The sequence below is a fragment of the Enterobacter cloacae complex sp. XAL002 genome, from assembly GCF_049236805.1.
Classification (GTDB): domain Bacteria; phylum Pseudomonadota; class Gammaproteobacteria; order Enterobacterales; family Enterobacteriaceae; genus Enterobacter; species Enterobacter intestinihominis.
In genome coordinates this window covers 39,377-56,256 of the sequence record NZ_JBMKJN010000009.1, presented here as the reverse complement: position 1 = coordinate 56,256, position 16,880 = coordinate 39,377, and the positions used below count along the sequence as shown (strand labels likewise).

Annotated in this window: 16 protein-coding genes; 14 read left to right on the top strand and 2 right to left on the bottom strand. The window is 54.7% G+C overall.

The features are described 5' to 3' along the window. A complete protein-coding gene (locus tag ACOT0L_RS10675) occupies positions 1–633 on the bottom strand; it encodes a hypothetical protein (RefSeq protein WP_046618474.1) in 633 nt (210 codons plus the stop codon). Further along, positions 633–2,195: an ExeA family protein gene (locus tag ACOT0L_RS10670; protein WP_045623350.1), complete on the bottom strand. Its 1,563-nt coding sequence runs from the start codon at positions 2,193–2,195 to the stop codon at positions 633–635. Before ACOT0L_RS10670 ends, ACOT0L_RS10675 begins: the two co-directional genes overlap by 1 nt. A 300-nt stretch (positions 2,196–2,495) precedes the next feature. Between ACOT0L_RS10670 and gspC the strand changes: the two genes are divergently transcribed. From gspC to iagB, 14 genes are all read left to right on the top strand, one after another. Then, positions 2,496–3,227, top strand: coding sequence for a type II secretion system protein GspC (gene gspC, locus ACOT0L_RS10665; protein ID WP_032671003.1), 732 nt, complete (start codon positions 2,496–2,498; stop codon positions 3,225–3,227). 13 nt (positions 3,228–3,240) lie between these two features. After that, entirely contained in the window at positions 3,241–5,163 is a 1,923-nt protein-coding gene (gene gspD, locus ACOT0L_RS10660; protein ID WP_023299693.1) for a type II secretion system secretin GspD, read from the top strand. Positions 5,164–5,177: 14 nt separating this feature from the next. Next, entirely contained in the window at positions 5,178–6,656 is a 1,479-nt protein-coding gene (gspE, locus tag ACOT0L_RS10655; protein WP_063152061.1) for a type II secretion system ATPase GspE, read from the top strand. Continuing rightward, positions 6,656–7,864 (top strand): type II secretion system inner membrane protein GspF, encoded by a 1,209-nt coding sequence (gene gspF / locus ACOT0L_RS10650; RefSeq protein ID WP_032624561.1) that lies wholly within the window; start codon positions 6,656–6,658, stop codon positions 7,862–7,864. The genes gspE and gspF overlap by 1 nt, the downstream gene beginning before the upstream one ends. Before the next feature lie 3 nt (positions 7,865–7,867). Further along, positions 7,868–8,317, top strand: coding sequence for a type II secretion system major pseudopilin GspG (gene gspG, locus ACOT0L_RS10645; RefSeq protein ID WP_023299696.1), 450 nt, complete (start codon positions 7,868–7,870; stop codon positions 8,315–8,317). After that, positions 8,317–8,802: a type II secretion system minor pseudopilin GspH gene (gene gspH / locus ACOT0L_RS10640; RefSeq protein ID WP_023299697.1), complete on the top strand. Its 486-nt coding sequence runs from the start codon at positions 8,317–8,319 to the stop codon at positions 8,800–8,802. Before gspG ends, gspH begins: the two co-directional genes overlap by 1 nt. Then, positions 8,795–9,175, top strand: a complete 381-nt coding sequence (gene gspI, locus ACOT0L_RS10635; protein ID WP_022647591.1) for a type II secretion system minor pseudopilin GspI — start codon at positions 8,795–8,797, stop codon at positions 9,173–9,175. The genes gspH and gspI overlap by 8 nt, the downstream gene beginning before the upstream one ends. Continuing rightward, on the top strand, positions 9,172–9,825 hold the full coding sequence (gene gspJ / locus ACOT0L_RS10630) for a type II secretion system minor pseudopilin GspJ (RefSeq protein ID WP_126503647.1): 654 nt from the start codon (positions 9,172–9,174) through the stop codon (positions 9,823–9,825). The genes gspI and gspJ overlap by 4 nt, the downstream gene beginning before the upstream one ends. Next, positions 9,822–10,832 (top strand): type II secretion system minor pseudopilin GspK, encoded by a 1,011-nt coding sequence (gene gspK / locus ACOT0L_RS10625; RefSeq protein WP_126503649.1) that lies wholly within the window; start codon positions 9,822–9,824, stop codon positions 10,830–10,832. The genes gspJ and gspK overlap by 4 nt, the downstream gene beginning before the upstream one ends. Positions 10,833–10,847: 15 nt before the next feature. Then, complete coding sequence (gene gspL / locus ACOT0L_RS10620; protein ID WP_126503651.1) at positions 10,848–11,981, top strand: type II secretion system protein GspL; 1,134 nt, start codon at positions 10,848–10,850, stop codon at positions 11,979–11,981. Then, positions 11,978–12,463, top strand: coding sequence for a type II secretion system protein GspM (gene gspM, locus ACOT0L_RS10615; RefSeq protein WP_126503653.1), 486 nt, complete (start codon positions 11,978–11,980; stop codon positions 12,461–12,463). The genes gspL and gspM overlap by 4 nt, the downstream gene beginning before the upstream one ends. Beyond that, positions 12,460–13,257 carry a prepilin peptidase gene (locus tag ACOT0L_RS10610; protein WP_126503655.1) on the top strand — a complete coding sequence of 266 codons (798 nt, stop codon included), beginning with the start codon at positions 12,460–12,462 and terminating at the stop codon, positions 13,255–13,257. The genes gspM and ACOT0L_RS10610 overlap by 4 nt, the downstream gene beginning before the upstream one ends. A gap of 253 nt (positions 13,258–13,510) precedes the next feature. Continuing rightward, positions 13,511–16,213 carry a glycosyl hydrolase family 18 protein gene (locus ACOT0L_RS10605; RefSeq protein WP_058676874.1) on the top strand — a complete coding sequence of 901 codons (2,703 nt, stop codon included), beginning with the start codon at positions 13,511–13,513 and terminating at the stop codon, positions 16,211–16,213. Between the two features lie 101 nt (positions 16,214–16,314). After that, positions 16,315–16,755, top strand: a complete 441-nt coding sequence (gene iagB, locus ACOT0L_RS10600; RefSeq protein ID WP_023299704.1) for a type III secretion system invasion protein IagB — start codon at positions 16,315–16,317, stop codon at positions 16,753–16,755. Positions 16,756–16,880 lie beyond the last annotated feature (125 nt).

The following is a 16,880-nucleotide window of genomic DNA, read 5'->3' as shown; positions in this document are numbered from 1 at the left end:
CTACTCCCGCCGGTCTCCTTTATCACTGAAAGGGGAACGGCTGTTTTCACTGTTTTTAACACTTGCTTGTGAATTATCCTGCGTTTCGTCAACCGGCGGTGCGGGAATTTTTCCTTGAGAATAATCCTGCTCCTGCTCTTTTAATGCCTGTTTAAATAATTCCGTTAATGATGACTCTTCACTGCTCGTGCTGGCGGGGGCGGTATCGTGCTCATGCGCCTCAGTTCCGGGTAGGGTATCCCGCGAGGGGCCTTGCGGCACCGCGCCGTCGGGCGCCTGCTGCCAGTCGGCATCATCACTGATGATCGGCAGATCCTGCATCGGTGGAACATCAACAGGCACTGGCGCAGCTTTAGGCTGCGGATGCGGGAACGGTTTACTCACATACACGTAGTGCATCTCCGAAAGCTGGGTTTCCGGTTTGGCAACGCTGGCGTTGACCGGTTCAGGCGCCGGGTGGCGCATGTTCCAGTAGACATGCATATACAGGCCGACAACCAGCATGGCGCAAAGGCCGACCATCCATAATGCTGTTTTGCCGAATACGTTTTTCAGGCTGGGGAGGCGGTACGAAAACCAGACCGCTTCCCCGGTTGTATAGCTGCGCTGGGCCGCAAGGCAGATGGTCGACATTAGGCTTTCTTCTCCTGCATTTTTGCGTCCGGGGTAGTGCGGGTGGCCTGAATCAGTACGCTCGGCGTGCTGTTGGTTACGCGCATCAGCTGCATCAGCGTTTCTTCGCCGGGGATGCCATCCACGTGCAGATGCATTTTTTGCTGAAACTCACGGGTGCGTTTCATCATCTCAGCGGTCCAGATCCGGGCATGCGTTTCGGGCTGGTTCAGCGCCAGGCTTAACTGCTGATCGAGCCAGGCCATGTCTTTGCTGTCGCTGGCCGCGCCGATCGCGTCTTTTCCTTCCGGTGTCAGGCGGTGCAACTGGGTGAAGTTGCCGGTCGCATGCCGGTTAAACCAGCTGCGGCTCACCTGCCAGGTCCGGTTATTCATTAACAGGTCAATTGATGTATCTCCGACCCTGGCGACCACCGCATAGTTAAGGTGACCGCTGGTTTTCAGTTCACTGACCCACGGATACCCTTCCTGCGCCAGCGTCTCCGGCGACGCGTTCCCCTGTTTACACATCAGGTTCACTTTAGCGGCGTTCTGGCACAGCGCATCTTCGGCCGAGGCGTCATATCCCCACATCAGATAGAGCTGGTGCATCGCATCCGGCTGATTAACCATTTCATTGTCGATAACCGGCACCACGGGCGCCTCCGTTTTTCGCGTCGGCTGTTTCCAGCTGACGGGGACCGGCAGCTGGATGGGAAGATGCCCGCTGATGGATGAGGTTAAATACCAGCCGCAGGCGGCAAACAGCACCGATGCGAACAGCCCCACGGTTGCCAGACGCTTACCGTGTTTTTTCGCGGGCAGGATCTCTCCCGCCGCCAGGCGTAAATGACGCGGGCTGACCTGCGACGCGCGTTCCGTCCAGGCGGCGAGCATTGACAGGTGCGCCAGTTCGTTAAGTTTGCTGATGTTGCCTTTGGTCAACGTGTGCATTTTGCGCACGCGGGCCGGCGTTAACGGCGAATTTTCACAGCCGTGTTCTTCGCATTGCGCCTGCACATAGCCCAGGAATTCGCGGCAGGTCAGGGGGCGCAGGACATGACGAGTGTGTGTATATTCGCGCAGTTCAGGTTGCTTAAGCAGGATTTCCTGATCCGCAGTGCCCGTCAGCACCACGGAGAGCCGGAAGTTCAGCTCCTGGGCTCGCGTGAGCAGTGTACCCAGGACTTCACGGCAGCTCTCTTTCATGGCTTCGGCGTGTGAAATCACCAGCACTCTGGTTTTCGCTTTTCCCTCGTGCCACTGGCGCAGGATGGCATCCACCGCCTGCAGGCGATTCTTGCTCTCTTTCGTTACCGGATTGAGCTTGTACAGCAGGCTACTGGCACTCAGTTTGGGAAACGCATTGATAACAAGGACGTTACTGTGGCGGGTTTTTAGCGCATCGCTGAAGTGACCCAGAAGCGGGGCGTCGTCGCAAAAGAGCCCGATAATTCCCGCCTGCTGGGTTTTCTCTTTCAACAGGTTGAACACATCCTGATGATAAGGCACCAGAAAATCCCCGGATAAACGGGCGATCGATCTGAATGGCGGATTTTTAAAATTAAAGTGGCTCTGATACATAACGACTTACCGTCTCTGATTAGGAATAGCAACAGCATCAGAAAGTAAGGTAACGCCCCTGAACGGTCAATTTGCAAACAGGGTAAAAATATCCTGCTGGCAGCGTCTAACATTTGGATTTTATACGGTCAATATTTTTCTTTATGAAAGTTAGCGGCGAAGTCAGTGGTCGCATTTGCACCAGCTTATTACTATTTTCATCCATATTGGCGCAGTATGACGCTGCTTATTTTTGCTTTGCTATAGGCCGGATAAAAAATGAGGTTCTCATTTCTTTCACGGTGGATAACGCCTTGTATTATGTTTGTGCTGCTGATCTTTTGCGGCCAGCAAGGGTATCTCACCTTTAAAGATTATAAAAAAGTTATGAATAAGTTGGCTAATGCCGATCAACAGCCGCTGAAAAAAACGCGCGAAGAGAAATCCTTTTCGCTTTTTACGGCAGCCGTGCGTCAGGAAATCTTACCGGGTGCGGTGAAAGCCCCGCTGGCAGCTGAAATCGAAGGTATTGTGAACAGCGATGACGCCTGGCTCTCCTTTGCTGTCATCAAAACGCCAGGCGGTCAGAGAAGCTACCGTGAGGGTGAACCTCTCTCTGGATTTAACGACGCATTTATTCAGGAAATAAACAAAGATAATGTGGTGGTTAATTATGAAGGTACTACGCAGGTTCTGGCATTAAATAAACCGGACTATTTTAAGGGTGGCGTGGATAGCGGCCCGGTAACGAAATCGACAAAAGATGTTGGCGCAGAGAGTGTGCATCTTGATGATTATCTGGTGTTAAAACCCATAATTGAAAAGGGCCGACTGGAAGGCTACAGGATAAACCCAAGGAATGCCTCCGCCTTTTACAGCCAGTCAGGTCTGGTAAAAGGCGATGTGGCGGTTCAGGTTAACTCTGTCGATATGACCGATGAAGCAAAAGCGAAAAGCATTATTGCCAACTGGTCAAAAATGAAAGAAGCGGAGGTCATCGTACGACGTCACGCTCACCTTGAAAATATTCGGATTAATGTTCTAAACAATTAAAAAGTGTGCAGACATGAAAAAAATTCCCTGGGCGTGCGTGGCGCTGACCGCATTGTCGTTATATTCCAGTTCGCTGCTTGCAGCTAACTTTAGCGCGAGTTTTAAAAATACTGATATTCGCGAGTTTATCGATACGGTAGGCCGCAATCTCAATAAAACCATTCTGGTCGATCCGTCCGTCCAGGGAACCGTCTCGGTCCGAACCTACAACGTGCTGACGGAAGATGAGTACTATCAATTCTTTCTGAGCGTGCTGGATCTCTACGGCCTGTCGGTGATCCCGATGGACAACGGCATGGTCAAAGTGGTGCGCTCAAGCGTAGCGCGTACCGCCGGTGCGCCGCTGGCAGACAGCAAAAATCCGGGCAAAGGTGACGAGATCATCACCCGCGTGGTGCGCATGGAAAACGTGCCTGTTCGTGAGCTGGCCCCGCTGCTGCGTCAGCTCAACGATGCCACCGGTATCGGGAACGTGGTCCACTTTGAGCCGTCCAACGTCCTGCTGTTAACCGGTAAAGCCTCGGTGGTGAACCGGCTGGTGGATCTGGTGCAGCGCGTCGATAAAGACGGCATCCAGCGTCGCGAAATCATCCCGCTGCGCTTTGCGTCCGCCAAAGAACTCTCGGAGATGTTGAATAACCTCAACAATGAAGAACAGAAAGGGCAGAACGCGCCGCAGCTGGCGACTAAAGTCGTCGCGGATGACGAAACCAACAGCCTGGTGATCAGCGGCGCGGAAGATGCGCGGGCGCGCACCCGTTCCCTTATTCATCAGCTGGATCGTGAGCAGAATAACGAGGGCAATACCCGCGTCTTCTACCTCAAGTATGCCAGCGCCACCAAAGTGGTGCCGGTTCTCACCGGGATTGGTGAGCAGCTGAAAGACAAGCCGGGTGCGGCCAAAGCGAAATCCGCGAGCGCCTCAACCGATCTGAATATTACCGCCGACGAGTCAACCAACTCCCTGGTGATCACCGCACAGCCTAACGTGATGAACTCCCTCGAGAAAGTGATCGACAAGCTGGATATTCGCCGTCCGCAGGTGCTGGTGGAAGCGATCATTGCCGAAGTGCAGGACGGTAACGGCCTGGATCTTGGCGTGCAGTGGACCAGCAAGCACGGCGGGGTGCAGTTTGGCTCCACCGGCCTGCCAATCAGCCAGATTAAAAATGGCACCATGAAAGGGGCAAGTTTCACTGGCCTTGCGACCGGCTTCTTTAACGGTGACTTCGGTGCGCTGGTGACCGCGCTTTCCACTGACGGCAAAAATGACATCCTCTCCACGCCAAGCGTGGTCACGCTGGATAACAAAGAAGCGTCGTTCAACGTCGGTCAGGATGTGCCGGTGCTTTCCGGTTCGCAAACCACCAGCGGCGACAACGTCTTTAACTCGGTTGAGCGTAAAACCGTAGGGACCAAGCTGAAGATTGTGCCGCAGATAAACGATGGCGACATGATCCATCTGAAGATTGAGCAGGAAGTGTCGAGTGTCGACAACAGCGCGACGGAAGACTCCAGCCTCGGCCCAACCTTCAACACGCGCACGATTAATAACGAAGTGATGGTCCACAGTGGTCAGACGGTGGTGCTCGGCGGTCTGATGGAAAATGTGACCAAACAGTCCGTGTCCAAAGTGCCCCTGCTCGGCGATATCCCGCTGGTCGGTCAGCTGTTCCGCTACACCTCGCAGGATACTTCCAAACGCAACCTGATGGTGTTTATTCATACCACCGTCCTGCGTGACGACGACAACTACAGCGCGGCCTCGAAAGAGAAATATGACCAGATCCGGGTGCGCCAGATGCAGCGAGTGGAGGAGAAAAAGCTCGGTATTGTTGAGCCGACTGACAACGCCGTCCTGCCCGCGTTTCCCTCTGCAAGCACTGGCGCCGCACCGGTGAAAACCAGCGCCACGCGCAATCCGTTTAAAGAATAGCGCGGAGGGGTAACGTGGACGAACTGAGTAAAACACTGTGTAGCAGCAACTACGCAAAAGATAACGGCGTTCTGTTTTACAACAATGATGTCTATATCCGGGACGACACTCCTGCGCATGCTCTGCTGGAGGTGCGCCGGGTGCTGGGCCGTGCTTTCATCCCCGTCACTGTGACGCCGGAAGCGTTTGACGAGATGCTGGCCAAAATCTGGCAGCAGAGCAGCGGCGTGTCGCAGCAACTGGTGGACGACATGGACGCGGATATCGATCTGATGGCCTTAACCGAGGAGATCCCGGATAACGAAGATCTGCTCGATAACGACGAAAACTCACCGGTGATCCGCCTGATCAACGCCATTCTCGGCGAGGCGGTGAAGGACGGCGCGTCGGATATTCATATCGAAACCTTCGAGCGCACGCTGAGCATCCGCTTCCGCGTTGACGGCGTGCTGCGCCCGGTGTTGCAACCGGCGCGTAAGCTCGCGCCGCTGCTGGTGTCGCGTATTAAGGTGATGTCGAAACTCGACATCGCCGAGAAACGTCTCCCCCAGGATGGACGTATCTCCCTGCGCATCGGCCGCAAGGCCATCGATGTGCGTGTGTCGACCATTCCGTCCCAGTACGGCGAGCGCGTGGTCATGCGCCTGCTCGATAAAAGCAATCTCAAGCCCGACATCAACAAGCTTGGGCTGATTGATGAAGAGCTGGAGAAGCTGAAAGGGCTGATTGACCGCCCGCACGGGATCATCCTCGTTACCGGCCCGACGGGTTCCGGTAAAAGTACCACGCTGTACGCCATTCTTTCGGCGCTGAACGGTCACGAGCGCAACATTCTGACCGTGGAAGACCCGATCGAATACGAGCTGGAAGGCGTGGGGCAGACGCAGGTTAACCCGCGCGTGGACATGACCTTTGCCCGCGGGCTGCGCGCGATTCTGCGTCAGGACCCGGACGTGGTGATGATCGGGGAAATTCGCGACGGTGAGACCGCCCAGATCGCGGTGCAGGCGTCGCTGACCGGTCACCTGGTGATGTCGACGCTGCACACCAACAGTGCCGCAGGGGCGATAACCCGTCTGCGGGATATGGGGCTGGAGTCGTTTTTAATCGGTTCATCGCTGCTCGGTGTCATTGCCCAGCGTCTGGTGCGTCGGCTGTGTACGCACTGCCGGACCACCAGTCCGCTGGATGCCAATGAAAAAGCGTTGTTCAGCTTTATGGACGCGCCGCCAAAAGCGATTTATCGCGCGGTGGGGTGTGAACACTGCCGTCAGAGCGGCTATCAGGGCCGCGCCGGTATTCATGAGTTTCTGGTGGTGGACAGTACCATGCGCCGCGCCATCCATGAAGATAAGGACGAAATGTCCATAGAAACGCAGCTCTTTAAGCAGGCCTACAGCCTGCGTGAAAACGGGCTGCTGAAGGTGATTAGCGGCGTGACGTCTCTGGAAGAAGTCATGCGCGTCACCGCCGAGCGTGGGGGGGATGCGTAATGGCTTTCTACGCCTGGACGGCGACGAGTGCCGCGGGAAAAACCCAGCGCGGGACGTTACAGGCCGAGGGACAGAAGCAGGTTCGCCAGTGGCTTCGCGAGCAAAAGCTGATGCCCGTGAGTATCACCGAAACCCGCGAAACGGCGACAGGCGGGAAAGCGAAAACCGGGGCGAAGCTCTCTACCCCGGTGCTGTCGATGTTTACCCGTCAGCTTTCGACGCTGGTGAACGCCGCGCTGCCGCTGGAAAGTGCGCTGAAGGCGATCTCTAAGCAGACGGAAGATAAAAAGCTGGCGGCGATGGTGATGGAGATCCGCGAGAAGGTGGTCGAGGGGCATACGCTGTTCGACGCCTTTAGCCAGTTTCCACGCACCTTCGACAAACTCTACTGCACGCTGGTGATGGCCGGTGAGAAGACCGGCCATCTGGGCGACGTGCTGGAGAAGCTGGCGGAGTACAACGAACAGCGCCAGAAGATGAAAAGCAAGCTGACGCAGGCGATGGTCTACCCGATTACCCTCACCGTGGTCGCTATCGCGGTGATCGGCATTCTGCTGGTGGCGGTGGTGCCGCAGGTGATTGAGCAGTTTACCCACATGAAACAGCAACTGCCGATCACCACCCGGACGCTGATTGCGGTAAGTGATTTCCTGCAAGCCTGGGGTATCTATATTGTCGGCAGCCTGGCGGGGGCGTTCGTCGGCTTCAAAACCTGGGTGCGAAACGTGAAAAACCGTTTTCGCTGGCACAGCTGGCTGGTGAACGGCTCGCCGATTAAAAAGCTGGTGTGCGCCATCAACAGCGCCCGCTATATCCGTACCCTGAGCATTTTGCAGGCCAGCAGCGTGCCGCTGCTGGAGGGAATGTATATCGCGATGGACGGTATTGAAAATCTCTATGCCCGTCAGGTGCTTGAGCAGGCCGCCGATACCGTACGTCAGGGGGCGTCGCTGTATGCGGCGCTGGAACAGGCGAAATTATTCCCGCCAACCATGCTGTATATGATTGCCTCCGGTGAAGAGAGCGGAGAATTAGGTAATTTAATGGATCGCGCTGCAGAAAATCAGGAATCGGCATTACAGCATCGAATTACATTAACGCTGTCGGTATTTGAACCGGCGCTGGTGGTATCCATGGCGACGATTGTTTTATTCATCGTTCTTTCAATATTACAACCGCTTCTGCAACTTAATAATATGGTAGGTTAAATCATGGCTCTAAAACGTAAAAACCTGGCTCGCCAGGCGGGCTTCACATTGCTCGAATTAATGGTGGTGATTGTTATTCTCGGCGTTCTGGCGAGTATGGTAGTGCCAAACTTAATGGGTAATAAAGAAAAAGCGGATACGCAAAAGGCGACCAGCGATATTGTCGCGCTCGAAGGCTCGCTGGATATGTATAAGCTGGACAACCACCGCTACCCGACCACAGAGCAGGGTTTGCAGGCGCTTGTGACGAAGCCGGAAATCGCACCAATCCCGAACGGCTATCGCGCGGATGGCTATATTCGCCGCCTGCCGCAGGATCCATGGGGCAGCGATTATATTCTGGTCAGCCCAGGTGAACACGGTGCGGTGGACATTTTCTCTGCGGGTCCGGACGGCGAAGCGAATACTGCCGATGACATTACCAACTGGTCTCTGGATAAGAACGAGAAGTAATGAAAAATCAACGCGGCTTTACGTTGCTGGAAATTATTCTGGCGCTGGTGATATTTGCCAGCTGCGCCATGATGGTGGTGTCCACCATTCCTTCGCGCAGCGGCGCGGATATATTTGGCCAGCAATTAAAAGCGCTCGTTGATTATGGTTCAGACCGTGCGGTGATGGACGGAAATATTGTCGGGCTGGTGATCGCCACCGATAAATATCAGCTGGTGACGATCGCGGATAAAAATGGCGAGCGTCACTGGGTGCCATTATCTGCCGGACGTATTACCACCAAAGGTGATTTTCCGGAAGAGATGCACGTGTCGCTCTCGCCGCAGCGCCTGGCCGCGACGGTGGCGTCCGAGCCACAGGTGATCTTTTTACCGGACGGTGAAATCAGCCGCTTTACGCTGACGCTGCAAAGTTACGACAAACAGCACCATTTCCGCGTGGTGTCGCAGGGTGCGGCGCCGGTATCGGTAGAAAACGATGGCTAACGACAACACAAAGCAAAAGGGGATGACGCTGCTGGAGGTGATGGTCGCGCTGGTGATTTTCTCCACCGCCGCGCTGGCGCTAATGAACTCGGTCTCCCTGAACGTGCGTTTTACCCATGGCTTGGCCGATACCTTGCAGGCCAGTTGGGTGGCGGAAAATCAGCTGGCGGAAGCGCAACTCACCAAAACCGACTTCCCGGATGCTGAGCAGCAGGGGACGGAAATCATGGGCGGGCGCAGCTGGAACTGGCGTAAGCAGCGGGTGAAAACCGCCGACAACGGCTGGGCGAACTCCATTCGCGTCTATGCGGAAGGCGATGAGAGCCAGCCGGTTATTTCCCTGCACATCATTCCGCCGGGAGAGAGCAAGTGAAGAAAACGCGACGCCAGCGCGGATTTACCCTGCTGGAGATCATGATTGCGCTGACTATTTTCGCGGTAATCAGCACCCTGGCCTGGCAAATTCTGGACGGCGCGATGCGTACCAGCTCGGCCACCGATGCCAGCGCCGCTAAGCTCAACCAGCTTCAGCGCGGCTGGAGTCTGATGGAGCGCGACTTTTTCCAGCTACAGGCGCGAGCGCCGCGTAATGAGCCAGATCTGTTCCGTCAGGAGGGCGATGCCCTTGAACTGACCACCCTGAATGGCGTGAGCGGAACGGTCCAGCTGGAGCGCGTGCGCTGGCGGCTGGAAGAGGGGCGTTTGTACCGCGACGTCTGGCCGGTCATTGACGGCCCGGTGGACGTTAAGCCTGACGAAGTGCCGATTGTCAGCGGCGTAAAAACATTGCAGTGGCGGTTTTATCGTCAGGGCTGGCAGACAGCCTGGCACGACGCCGCCCATCTGCCGGACGGCGTGGAGGTCACGTTGACGATGGAAAACGGGGATACCTGGCGCTGGGTGTTCACCACGCCGGGGGATATGCCGGAGGTGGCCGCTGCCGCTGCCCCAGAGAAAGCCGCCGACGCGCCTGCGACGACTCCGGACGCAGCCCCTGCGCCTTCGCCGGAGACCAGACCATGAACCGAATCCGTCAACAAAAGGGCGTCGCCCTGCTGGTGGTGCTGATTTTGCTGGTGATGATGTCGGCGCTGGCCGCCAAAATCAGCCAGCAGTTCTGCCGTAATTTGCAGAAAACGCATTATCAGATAAGCCAGCAGCAGCTGCGCTGGGCGATGCAGGCCCAGGAAAAAGTGGTGAAGGACAGGTTACAGACCGATGCCAGCGGCGAGAGCAAGCCGCTGGCGCTGGACGGCGACTGGCATCAGCCGCTGGAGACGCAGGGAGAAGACTACACGGTCGTGAGCCAGGTGGAAGACGCTCAGGACTGCTTTAACGTCAATAACCTGTTGACCGCCGACGTCGCGCCCCAGGGGCAAAGCGCTCCCGCGGTGGCGGAAAAACCGCGTAAAGAGCGGATTGTTGAACAACTCCTGACGGAAAGCGGGCTCAGTCCGGGCACGGCGGAGGCGGTCTATTTCCAGCTGGTGGATTATCTCGATGGTGACAGCACCACGGCGAAAGAGGGTGCCGAAAGCGATGCGTGGGCTGGCGTCGTGCCCGCCCGGCAACCGGCAAACCAGATGATGCGCAGCATCGCGGAGATCAAACTGCTGCCAGCGTTCCCGGTTACGGCATATCCGAAGGTGAGCAAGCTGTTATGCGCGCTGCCGGACGCCGCCAGCAAGGTGGACGTTAACACCCTGCAACCGGAACAGGCCGTGGTGCTGGCGGCCATGTTTCCGGGAAAAATCACGCAGGATGACGCCGTTCGTCTGCTGGATACACGTCCGGAATCGGGCTGGGAAAATATGGGCGCGTTCAGCAAAGCGCTGGAGCAGACCTTCCCGCAGTTAAAAGACGATCTCCCGCAGGTGGCAGATCAATTTTCTATAAACAGCCGGTACTTCCGCGTGAATTACAGCGGCAATACCGATGAATTAACGCTTCGCGTGGTCAGCCAGCTTCAGATGAATAACGAAGCCGGTGAGATCGTGACGTGGCAGCGTCGTTACCGAATGATTGAATAAGAAAAGTAAAACGTTATGAAACAGGTACTTTTTGTTCGCCCCGACAGCCGCGAGGTCGGGAAAATAATGTGCTGTGAGTCCGGCAGCGAGCGCGTCGAGGTGCTCGACAGCCTGGAGATGCTGGCCGAACACCCGCTGGCTACACGCGTTTGTCTCCTGCTGCCCGCCAGCGACATGATTTTCCGCCATTTCACGCTGCCGAAAAAGGTGGCTTCTCAGGCGATGGCCTTCTCGTGGATGGCGGAAGAGACGCTGATTGGCGACGTGGACAACCTCCACTGGACAGTGCTCTACAAAAAAGGCGCTGACGTCGACGCCGTTGCCATTGACGCCGACCGCCTGCGTGCGGCATTGACCCGCTGTCACGAGGCCGGATTAAACGTGATTCAGGCCCTGCCTGATGCCTGGCTGCTGCCCGTGGCGGCAGGGGGCAGCACGCTGGTCGCACAGGATAAAGGCTACTTGCTGCGTTTATCTCCCCACGTGGCGGGTGAAATGGAGGGAACCCTGCTGCCGCTGTTGATGCAGAAAGCCGGAGACCGGGAAGTGTGTTGCTACGGCGACGCGCCCGCGGACGTTCACGTTGACGTACAGCATGCCTGGCAGCACCCGCTGGTGCTGATCCAGCCGCAGTGGAAAACCTGTCGTGTGAATCTGCTTCACGGTGAATTCAGCCTTAAGGCCGGTCATGGCCAGGCCGCAAAAAGCATGAAAGCAGCGATGATAGCGGCGGGCCTGCTGTCCGTTGGTCTGCTGCTGGGGCCGCGCATTGCGATGGCCTGGATGCTGGTGCAGCAGGAAAATCGGGTTCAGCAGGAGATCGTTCAGGTTTATCAGCACCATTTCCCCAGCATGCGCCAGCAGACCAATATCAAATATCACTTTGGCCAAAGCCTGAAAAAACAGAGCAAGGGGTTCTTTCTTCAGCTTGAGGAGCTGGAGAAAGCCCGGCAGTCAGTCCCTGCGATGGAGATCGATCTGCTGGAATACGATGCGCAGCAAAACACCCTGACGCTGAGCGTTAGCGCGCAAAGCCAGCCCGCGTTGCAGGCGTTTGTGAACCAGACCAGTGAGAATTTTGATTTTACCTTACAACCTGTTTCAACAACCGAACCGTATACCGCCATGATCGCAGGGAAACATAAATGAAAGAGCGAATCGCGCAGCTGAAATCACGCTATCAGAATTACAGCGCCCGGGAAAAAATCATTTTAAAAATATGTGCTGTTGCCATTGTGGGGGCTGCGGTGTATTACACAGGAGTATTTCCCCTGGATAATATGATCCAAAATAGTAAATCGACGCTTAAAAGACAAAAAGAGACGCTTAACTGGATGCGCAGTGAAATTGATAAAAATCATCTTCAGGTCCAGTTAGTTAAAACGAATAATCCGCGTACGGTGGTCGAGAACAGCGCTCATGAAATTAATCTTTCACTGACGGATGTGCGCCAGGAGGGGCAAACTTTATCGTTCGTGGTGAATCGGGTAAATGTATATGAATTAAAAAGCTGGCTGCGTGAAATTAATCAGACCTCCGGCGTGACATTGCAAAAAATAAACCTCACGCCGGTTGACCACCTCAGCGATGTGAAAGCACAGGTGCAGCTTACCTGGTCAAAAAGCGCATGAATACCTTCACGCTGATGCGGGAGACCTATCCGCTCGGTTTCCCGATGATGAGTGCTATCCTGGGCGGGATTATGGGCAGTTTTCTCGGCGTTGTTGCCGAGCGCGTACCGGGAATGGTGATGGATGAGGAGGGGAGCGGCAATCTGCTCTTTCCTGCCTCGCACTGCCCGGTGTGTCAGCACACGCTTGCTGCATGGGAAAATATCCCGCTGCTCAGTTGGCTGTTATTACGGGGGCGCTGCCACCAGTGCGGCAGCGCGATCCCGCTGCGACTCTTTATGGTGGAACTGTTCTCCGCGCTGTTTTTTGGCATCACGGCCTGGTGCATGCCGGACGTTCAGGCGCTGTTCTCTTTGTGGTTACTGGCGGCTTTTTTGCTGCCGCTGGCCATGATCGACTGGCAGCATCAGTTGTTGCCGGACTGCCTGACCCAGCCGCTGCTGTGGGCGGGGTTAGTGCTCCATGCTATTGACCACACATTGCCGCTACGCGATGCGCTGTTTGGCGCGGTGGCGGGCTATCTGTCGCTCTGGCTGCTCTACTGGGCTTTTCGTCTGATCGCCGGACGAGAAGGGCTGGGTTACGGGGATTTTAAGCTACTGGCGGCGCTGGGCGCCTGGTGCGGCTGGCAGGCATTACCCTCCATTGAACTGGCGGCAGCGTTAAGCGGTATTGTCGGTTATTTCGCCGTCAATAATTTAAATAAAAATAACCTCACTATTTCTTTTGGTCCTTACCTCGCCTTTTCTGGAATCGTGGTGTTTATTAGTCAGCAGTTTGCTTTCACATTTTAAATATACTGGTCAAGGTTTTTTATAAATCTTTTTGATGCTGCGAGAGAAGGACGACTCTTTACGCTCGGTGTATCGTAGGAGATATAAGCTACACGGGATTTGGCTTGTATCTTTTTATGGAGGAATACAGCGCAGCAACAATTTTTTGTTCACGGCACTCACGTTGGTTAAATACGCATTACGCGAAACGCATCCATGATCTCACGGAAGGCATGGGTTATTACGTTATAAATAAATTTATCAGGAAATAAAAATGAAATTTATGAAACCAAAATATCTGGCGCTCTTTATTGCGGCGGCCACCAGCTCCGCATTTGCAGCTGCGCCGGGTACGCCTTCTATTACATCGGGCAATGATAAATTTGCGCTGGTAGAAGTGGATCAGGCGGCACAGGATTACAACAACCTCATCAAAGTGCATAAAGAGGGTGTTGATGTAAAAGTGGAATGGAACGTCTGGAGCGGTGACGCCCCAACGTCTGCAAAAGTGCTGCTGGACGGCAAGACCGTCTGGACCGGCGCGGGCAGCGCGGCGGGTTCTGCGACCTTCAAAGTCAAAAAAGGGGGCCGCTATCAGGAACAGGTCGAACTGTGTAACGACAGCGGCTGTACCAAAAGCGCAAGCAAACTGATTATCGTGGCGGATACCGACGGAAGCCATTTGCTGCCGCTGAATACGCCGCTGCTGGAAAATAACAAAGCTTTCGCTCAGCATACCGATAAAGTCGTCGGTGCCTATTTCCCTGAGTGGGGCGTTTACGATCGAAACTTCTCTGCGGATAAGATCCCGGTCGCGAACATTAACCACCTGCTGTACGGCTTTATTCCAATTTGCGGCGGCGACGGTATTAACGACAGCGCCAAATCTTCAGGTGCACTGGAATCCCTGAAACGCGCCTGTGCTGGCCGTCAGGACTACACCGTGGCCATTCACGATCCATGGGCTGCATTGCAGAAACCGCAGAAAGGCGTAAGCAACTGGGACGATCCCTACAAAGGTAACTATGGGCAGCTGATGGCGATGAAAAAAGCCCATCCTGACCTGAAAATTCTGCCATCCATTGGTGGCTGGACCCTGTCCGATCCGTTCTATCAGATGGATAACAAAGTACTGCGTGACCGTTTCGTGGCGTCGGTAAAAGACTTCCTGACCACCTGGAAAGTGTTTGACGGCGTGGATATTGACTGGGAATTCCCGGGCGGCGGCGGTGAAAACGCCAAACTCGGCAATCCTCAGACCGATAAAGCCACCTACACCGCGCTGATGCACGACCTGCGTCAGATGCTGAATGAACTGTCTGCGGAAACCGGTCGTACCTACGAGCTGACTACTGCAATCGGTGCCGGTAAAGATAAGATCGAAGATGTGGACTATAACACCACGCAGCAGTACCTCGACCATATCTTCCTGATGAGCTACGACTTCTACGGTGCCTGGAGCAATACCGATCTGGGCCACCAGACCGCCCTGTACGGTGCTTCCTGGAAACCAGACACTAACTACACCACCGATAACGCGGTAAAAGCGATGCTGGAGCAGGGCGTTAAGCCAGGCAAGATCGTGGTAGGCGCAGGTATGTATGGCCGCGGCTGGACCGGCGTTCATGGTTATACCGGCGATAATCCATTTACCGGCACCGCAACCGGACCAATTAAAGGGACATGGGAAAACGGTATCGTTGACTATCGTCAAATCGTCAACCAGATGCTGGGCAAACCGGGCTGGGAATACAAATATGACGAAGCGGCTGAAGCGCCGTACGTGTTCAACAAGTCCACCGGTGAGCTGGTGACGTACGATAACGCCCGTTCCGTTATGGCGAAAGGCAAATACGTACTGAACAAAAACCTGGGCGGACTGTTCGCATGGTCTATCGAGTCTGATAACGGCGATATCCTGAACGCCATGAACGAAAGCCTGCTGGGCGGAAGTTCCATCCCGGATCTGCCTGTTGAGACTAACCATGCGCCAGTGGCTTCAGCTGCCGATCAAAATGTCACCGGTCCTGCAACCGTGACCCTGGATGGCTCTGCTTCCAGCGACCAGGACGACGATGCGCTGACCTATAAATGGACGCAGGTTTCAGGCCCTTCTGTGACCATCGCCAATAGCACCAAAGCGAAAGCCAGCTTTAGCGTTCCGGCTGTGACAAGCGACCAGAACCTGGTCTTCCGTTTGACCGTAACCGACGCTAAAGGGCTGAGCAATGCTGTTGACGTCCAGGTTGTGAATAAAGCGCCTAAAGCCAACCAGGCGCCGGTAATCAATGCTATGGAAGCCGTTACCGTTCAGTCCGGTGAAGCAATTTCTCTGCACGCACAGGCATCCGATCCTGATGGTGACGCGCTGACCTACAGCTGGAGCGTACCGGCTGATATGAACGCGACCGGCACTGATTCGGCCAACGTTCGCATCACTGCGCCAGAAGTGCACAATACTTCTTCCTACACCCTGAGCGTTATTGTGACGGACGGTAAAACCAGCGTGCAGTCTGACGTGCAGGTGACGGTGGAGCCTAAGCCAGCTGACGAGGTAACGCCTCCTGCCGATGACGTCACACCACCGGCTGACGACGTAACCCCTCCAGCTGACGACGTAACCCCGCCAGCTGATGATACCACCGGCAGCTGCGACGCACCTGTCGATGCCAACGCCAGCAAATACGCTGCGTGGGACGCGAGCAAAATCTATAACAACGGCGATACCGTAAGCTTCGACCACCTCGTGTGGAAAGCGAAATACTGGACTCAGGGCAATCAGCCTGGCTTCGGTATGGACGCGTGGGAGCTGGTAAGCAACGTGAAGATGAACTGGCGTTCTGACCTGGTCTACAACGGCGGCGACACCACCACCTATGAAGGTAACGTTTACCGTGCGAAATGGTGGACCCGTGGTGATAACCCAGCAAATAGCGACGTATGGGTGAAAGAAGGCGCATCAACAGATTGCAAATAATCTAACCCATTAATTACTCCCCCCTTCTGAGGGGGAGTAATTAGAAATTCATTTACAGGATGTTTCTAAGGAGAAATAACCAATAAAGTCAGCAGGTAAAAATGAAAAAACTCATTTTGTTGTTATTAATAATAAGCCAGGGCGCTCTGGCAAACTGTTGGGATAAAGCGGCGCGTTATTATCATGTCGACCCTTATTTACTCTACGCGATAGCGAATGTGGAATCCGGTATGAATCCGTACGCGGTTGGGAAAAACCGCGATGGCACGCGGGATGTCGGGCTGATGCAAATCAACAGCTCGCATTTTACCGCGCTGGAAAGCAGAGGCATCGATGAGTATCGCTTAATGACCGAGCCGTGTACCTCCATCATGGTGGGTGCCTCCATTCTCTCCGGAATGATAAGAGTATATGGCTATAACTGGGAAGCGGTAGGCGCTTATAACGCCGGGTTGAAGAAAGAGAATTATCCGCAGCGGATGAAATATGCCCATAAGGTCTGGGCTAAATATCAGCAATTAAAATTAGCAGCACGTGATTAACGTTTTTTATTTTTGAAGAATTCCTGAAGGTGTTCTTCGAAAAGTGAAAACAGCTGAATGTGGTTTATGTATTAACGGAATAATACCTAAGCCGGGATATTAACATTTAATTTGAAACGAACAGG

Bases quoted from the DNA above. Each gene is read 5' to 3' on its own strand.
- ACOT0L_RS10675 (WP_046618474.1), bottom strand. From the start codon at position 633: ATGTCGACCATCTGCCTTGCGGCCCAGCGCAGCTATACAACCGGGGAA.
- gspI (WP_022647591.1), top strand. From the start codon at position 8,795: ATGGCTAACGACAACACAAAGCAAAAGGGGATGACGCTGCTGGAGGTG.
- gspM (WP_126503653.1), top strand. From the start codon at position 11,978: ATGAAAGAGCGAATCGCGCAGCTGAAATCACGCTATCAGAATTACAGC.
- gspF (WP_032624561.1), top strand. From the start codon at position 6,656: ATGGCTTTCTACGCCTGGACGGCGACGAGTGCCGCGGGAAAAACCCAG.
- gspC (WP_032671003.1), top strand. From the start codon at position 2,496: ATGTTTGTGCTGCTGATCTTTTGCGGCCAGCAAGGGTATCTCACCTTT.
- ACOT0L_RS10610 (WP_126503655.1), top strand. From the start codon at position 12,460: ATGAATACCTTCACGCTGATGCGGGAGACCTATCCGCTCGGTTTCCCG.
- gspL (WP_126503651.1), top strand. From the start codon at position 10,848: ATGAAACAGGTACTTTTTGTTCGCCCCGACAGCCGCGAGGTCGGGAAA.
- gspD (WP_023299693.1), top strand. From the start codon at position 3,241: ATGAAAAAAATTCCCTGGGCGTGCGTGGCGCTGACCGCATTGTCGTTA.
- gspK (WP_126503649.1), top strand. From the start codon at position 9,822: ATGAACCGAATCCGTCAACAAAAGGGCGTCGCCCTGCTGGTGGTGCTG.
- gspH (WP_023299697.1), top strand. From the start codon at position 8,317: ATGAAAAATCAACGCGGCTTTACGTTGCTGGAAATTATTCTGGCGCTG.
- ACOT0L_RS10670 (WP_045623350.1), bottom strand. From the start codon at position 2,195: ATGTATCAGAGCCACTTTAATTTTAAAAATCCGCCATTCAGATCGATC.
- gspG (WP_023299696.1), top strand. From the start codon at position 7,868: ATGGCTCTAAAACGTAAAAACCTGGCTCGCCAGGCGGGCTTCACATTG.
- ACOT0L_RS10605 (WP_058676874.1), top strand. From the start codon at position 13,511: ATGAAATTTATGAAACCAAAATATCTGGCGCTCTTTATTGCGGCGGCC.
- iagB (WP_023299704.1), top strand. From the start codon at position 16,315: ATGAAAAAACTCATTTTGTTGTTATTAATAATAAGCCAGGGCGCTCTG.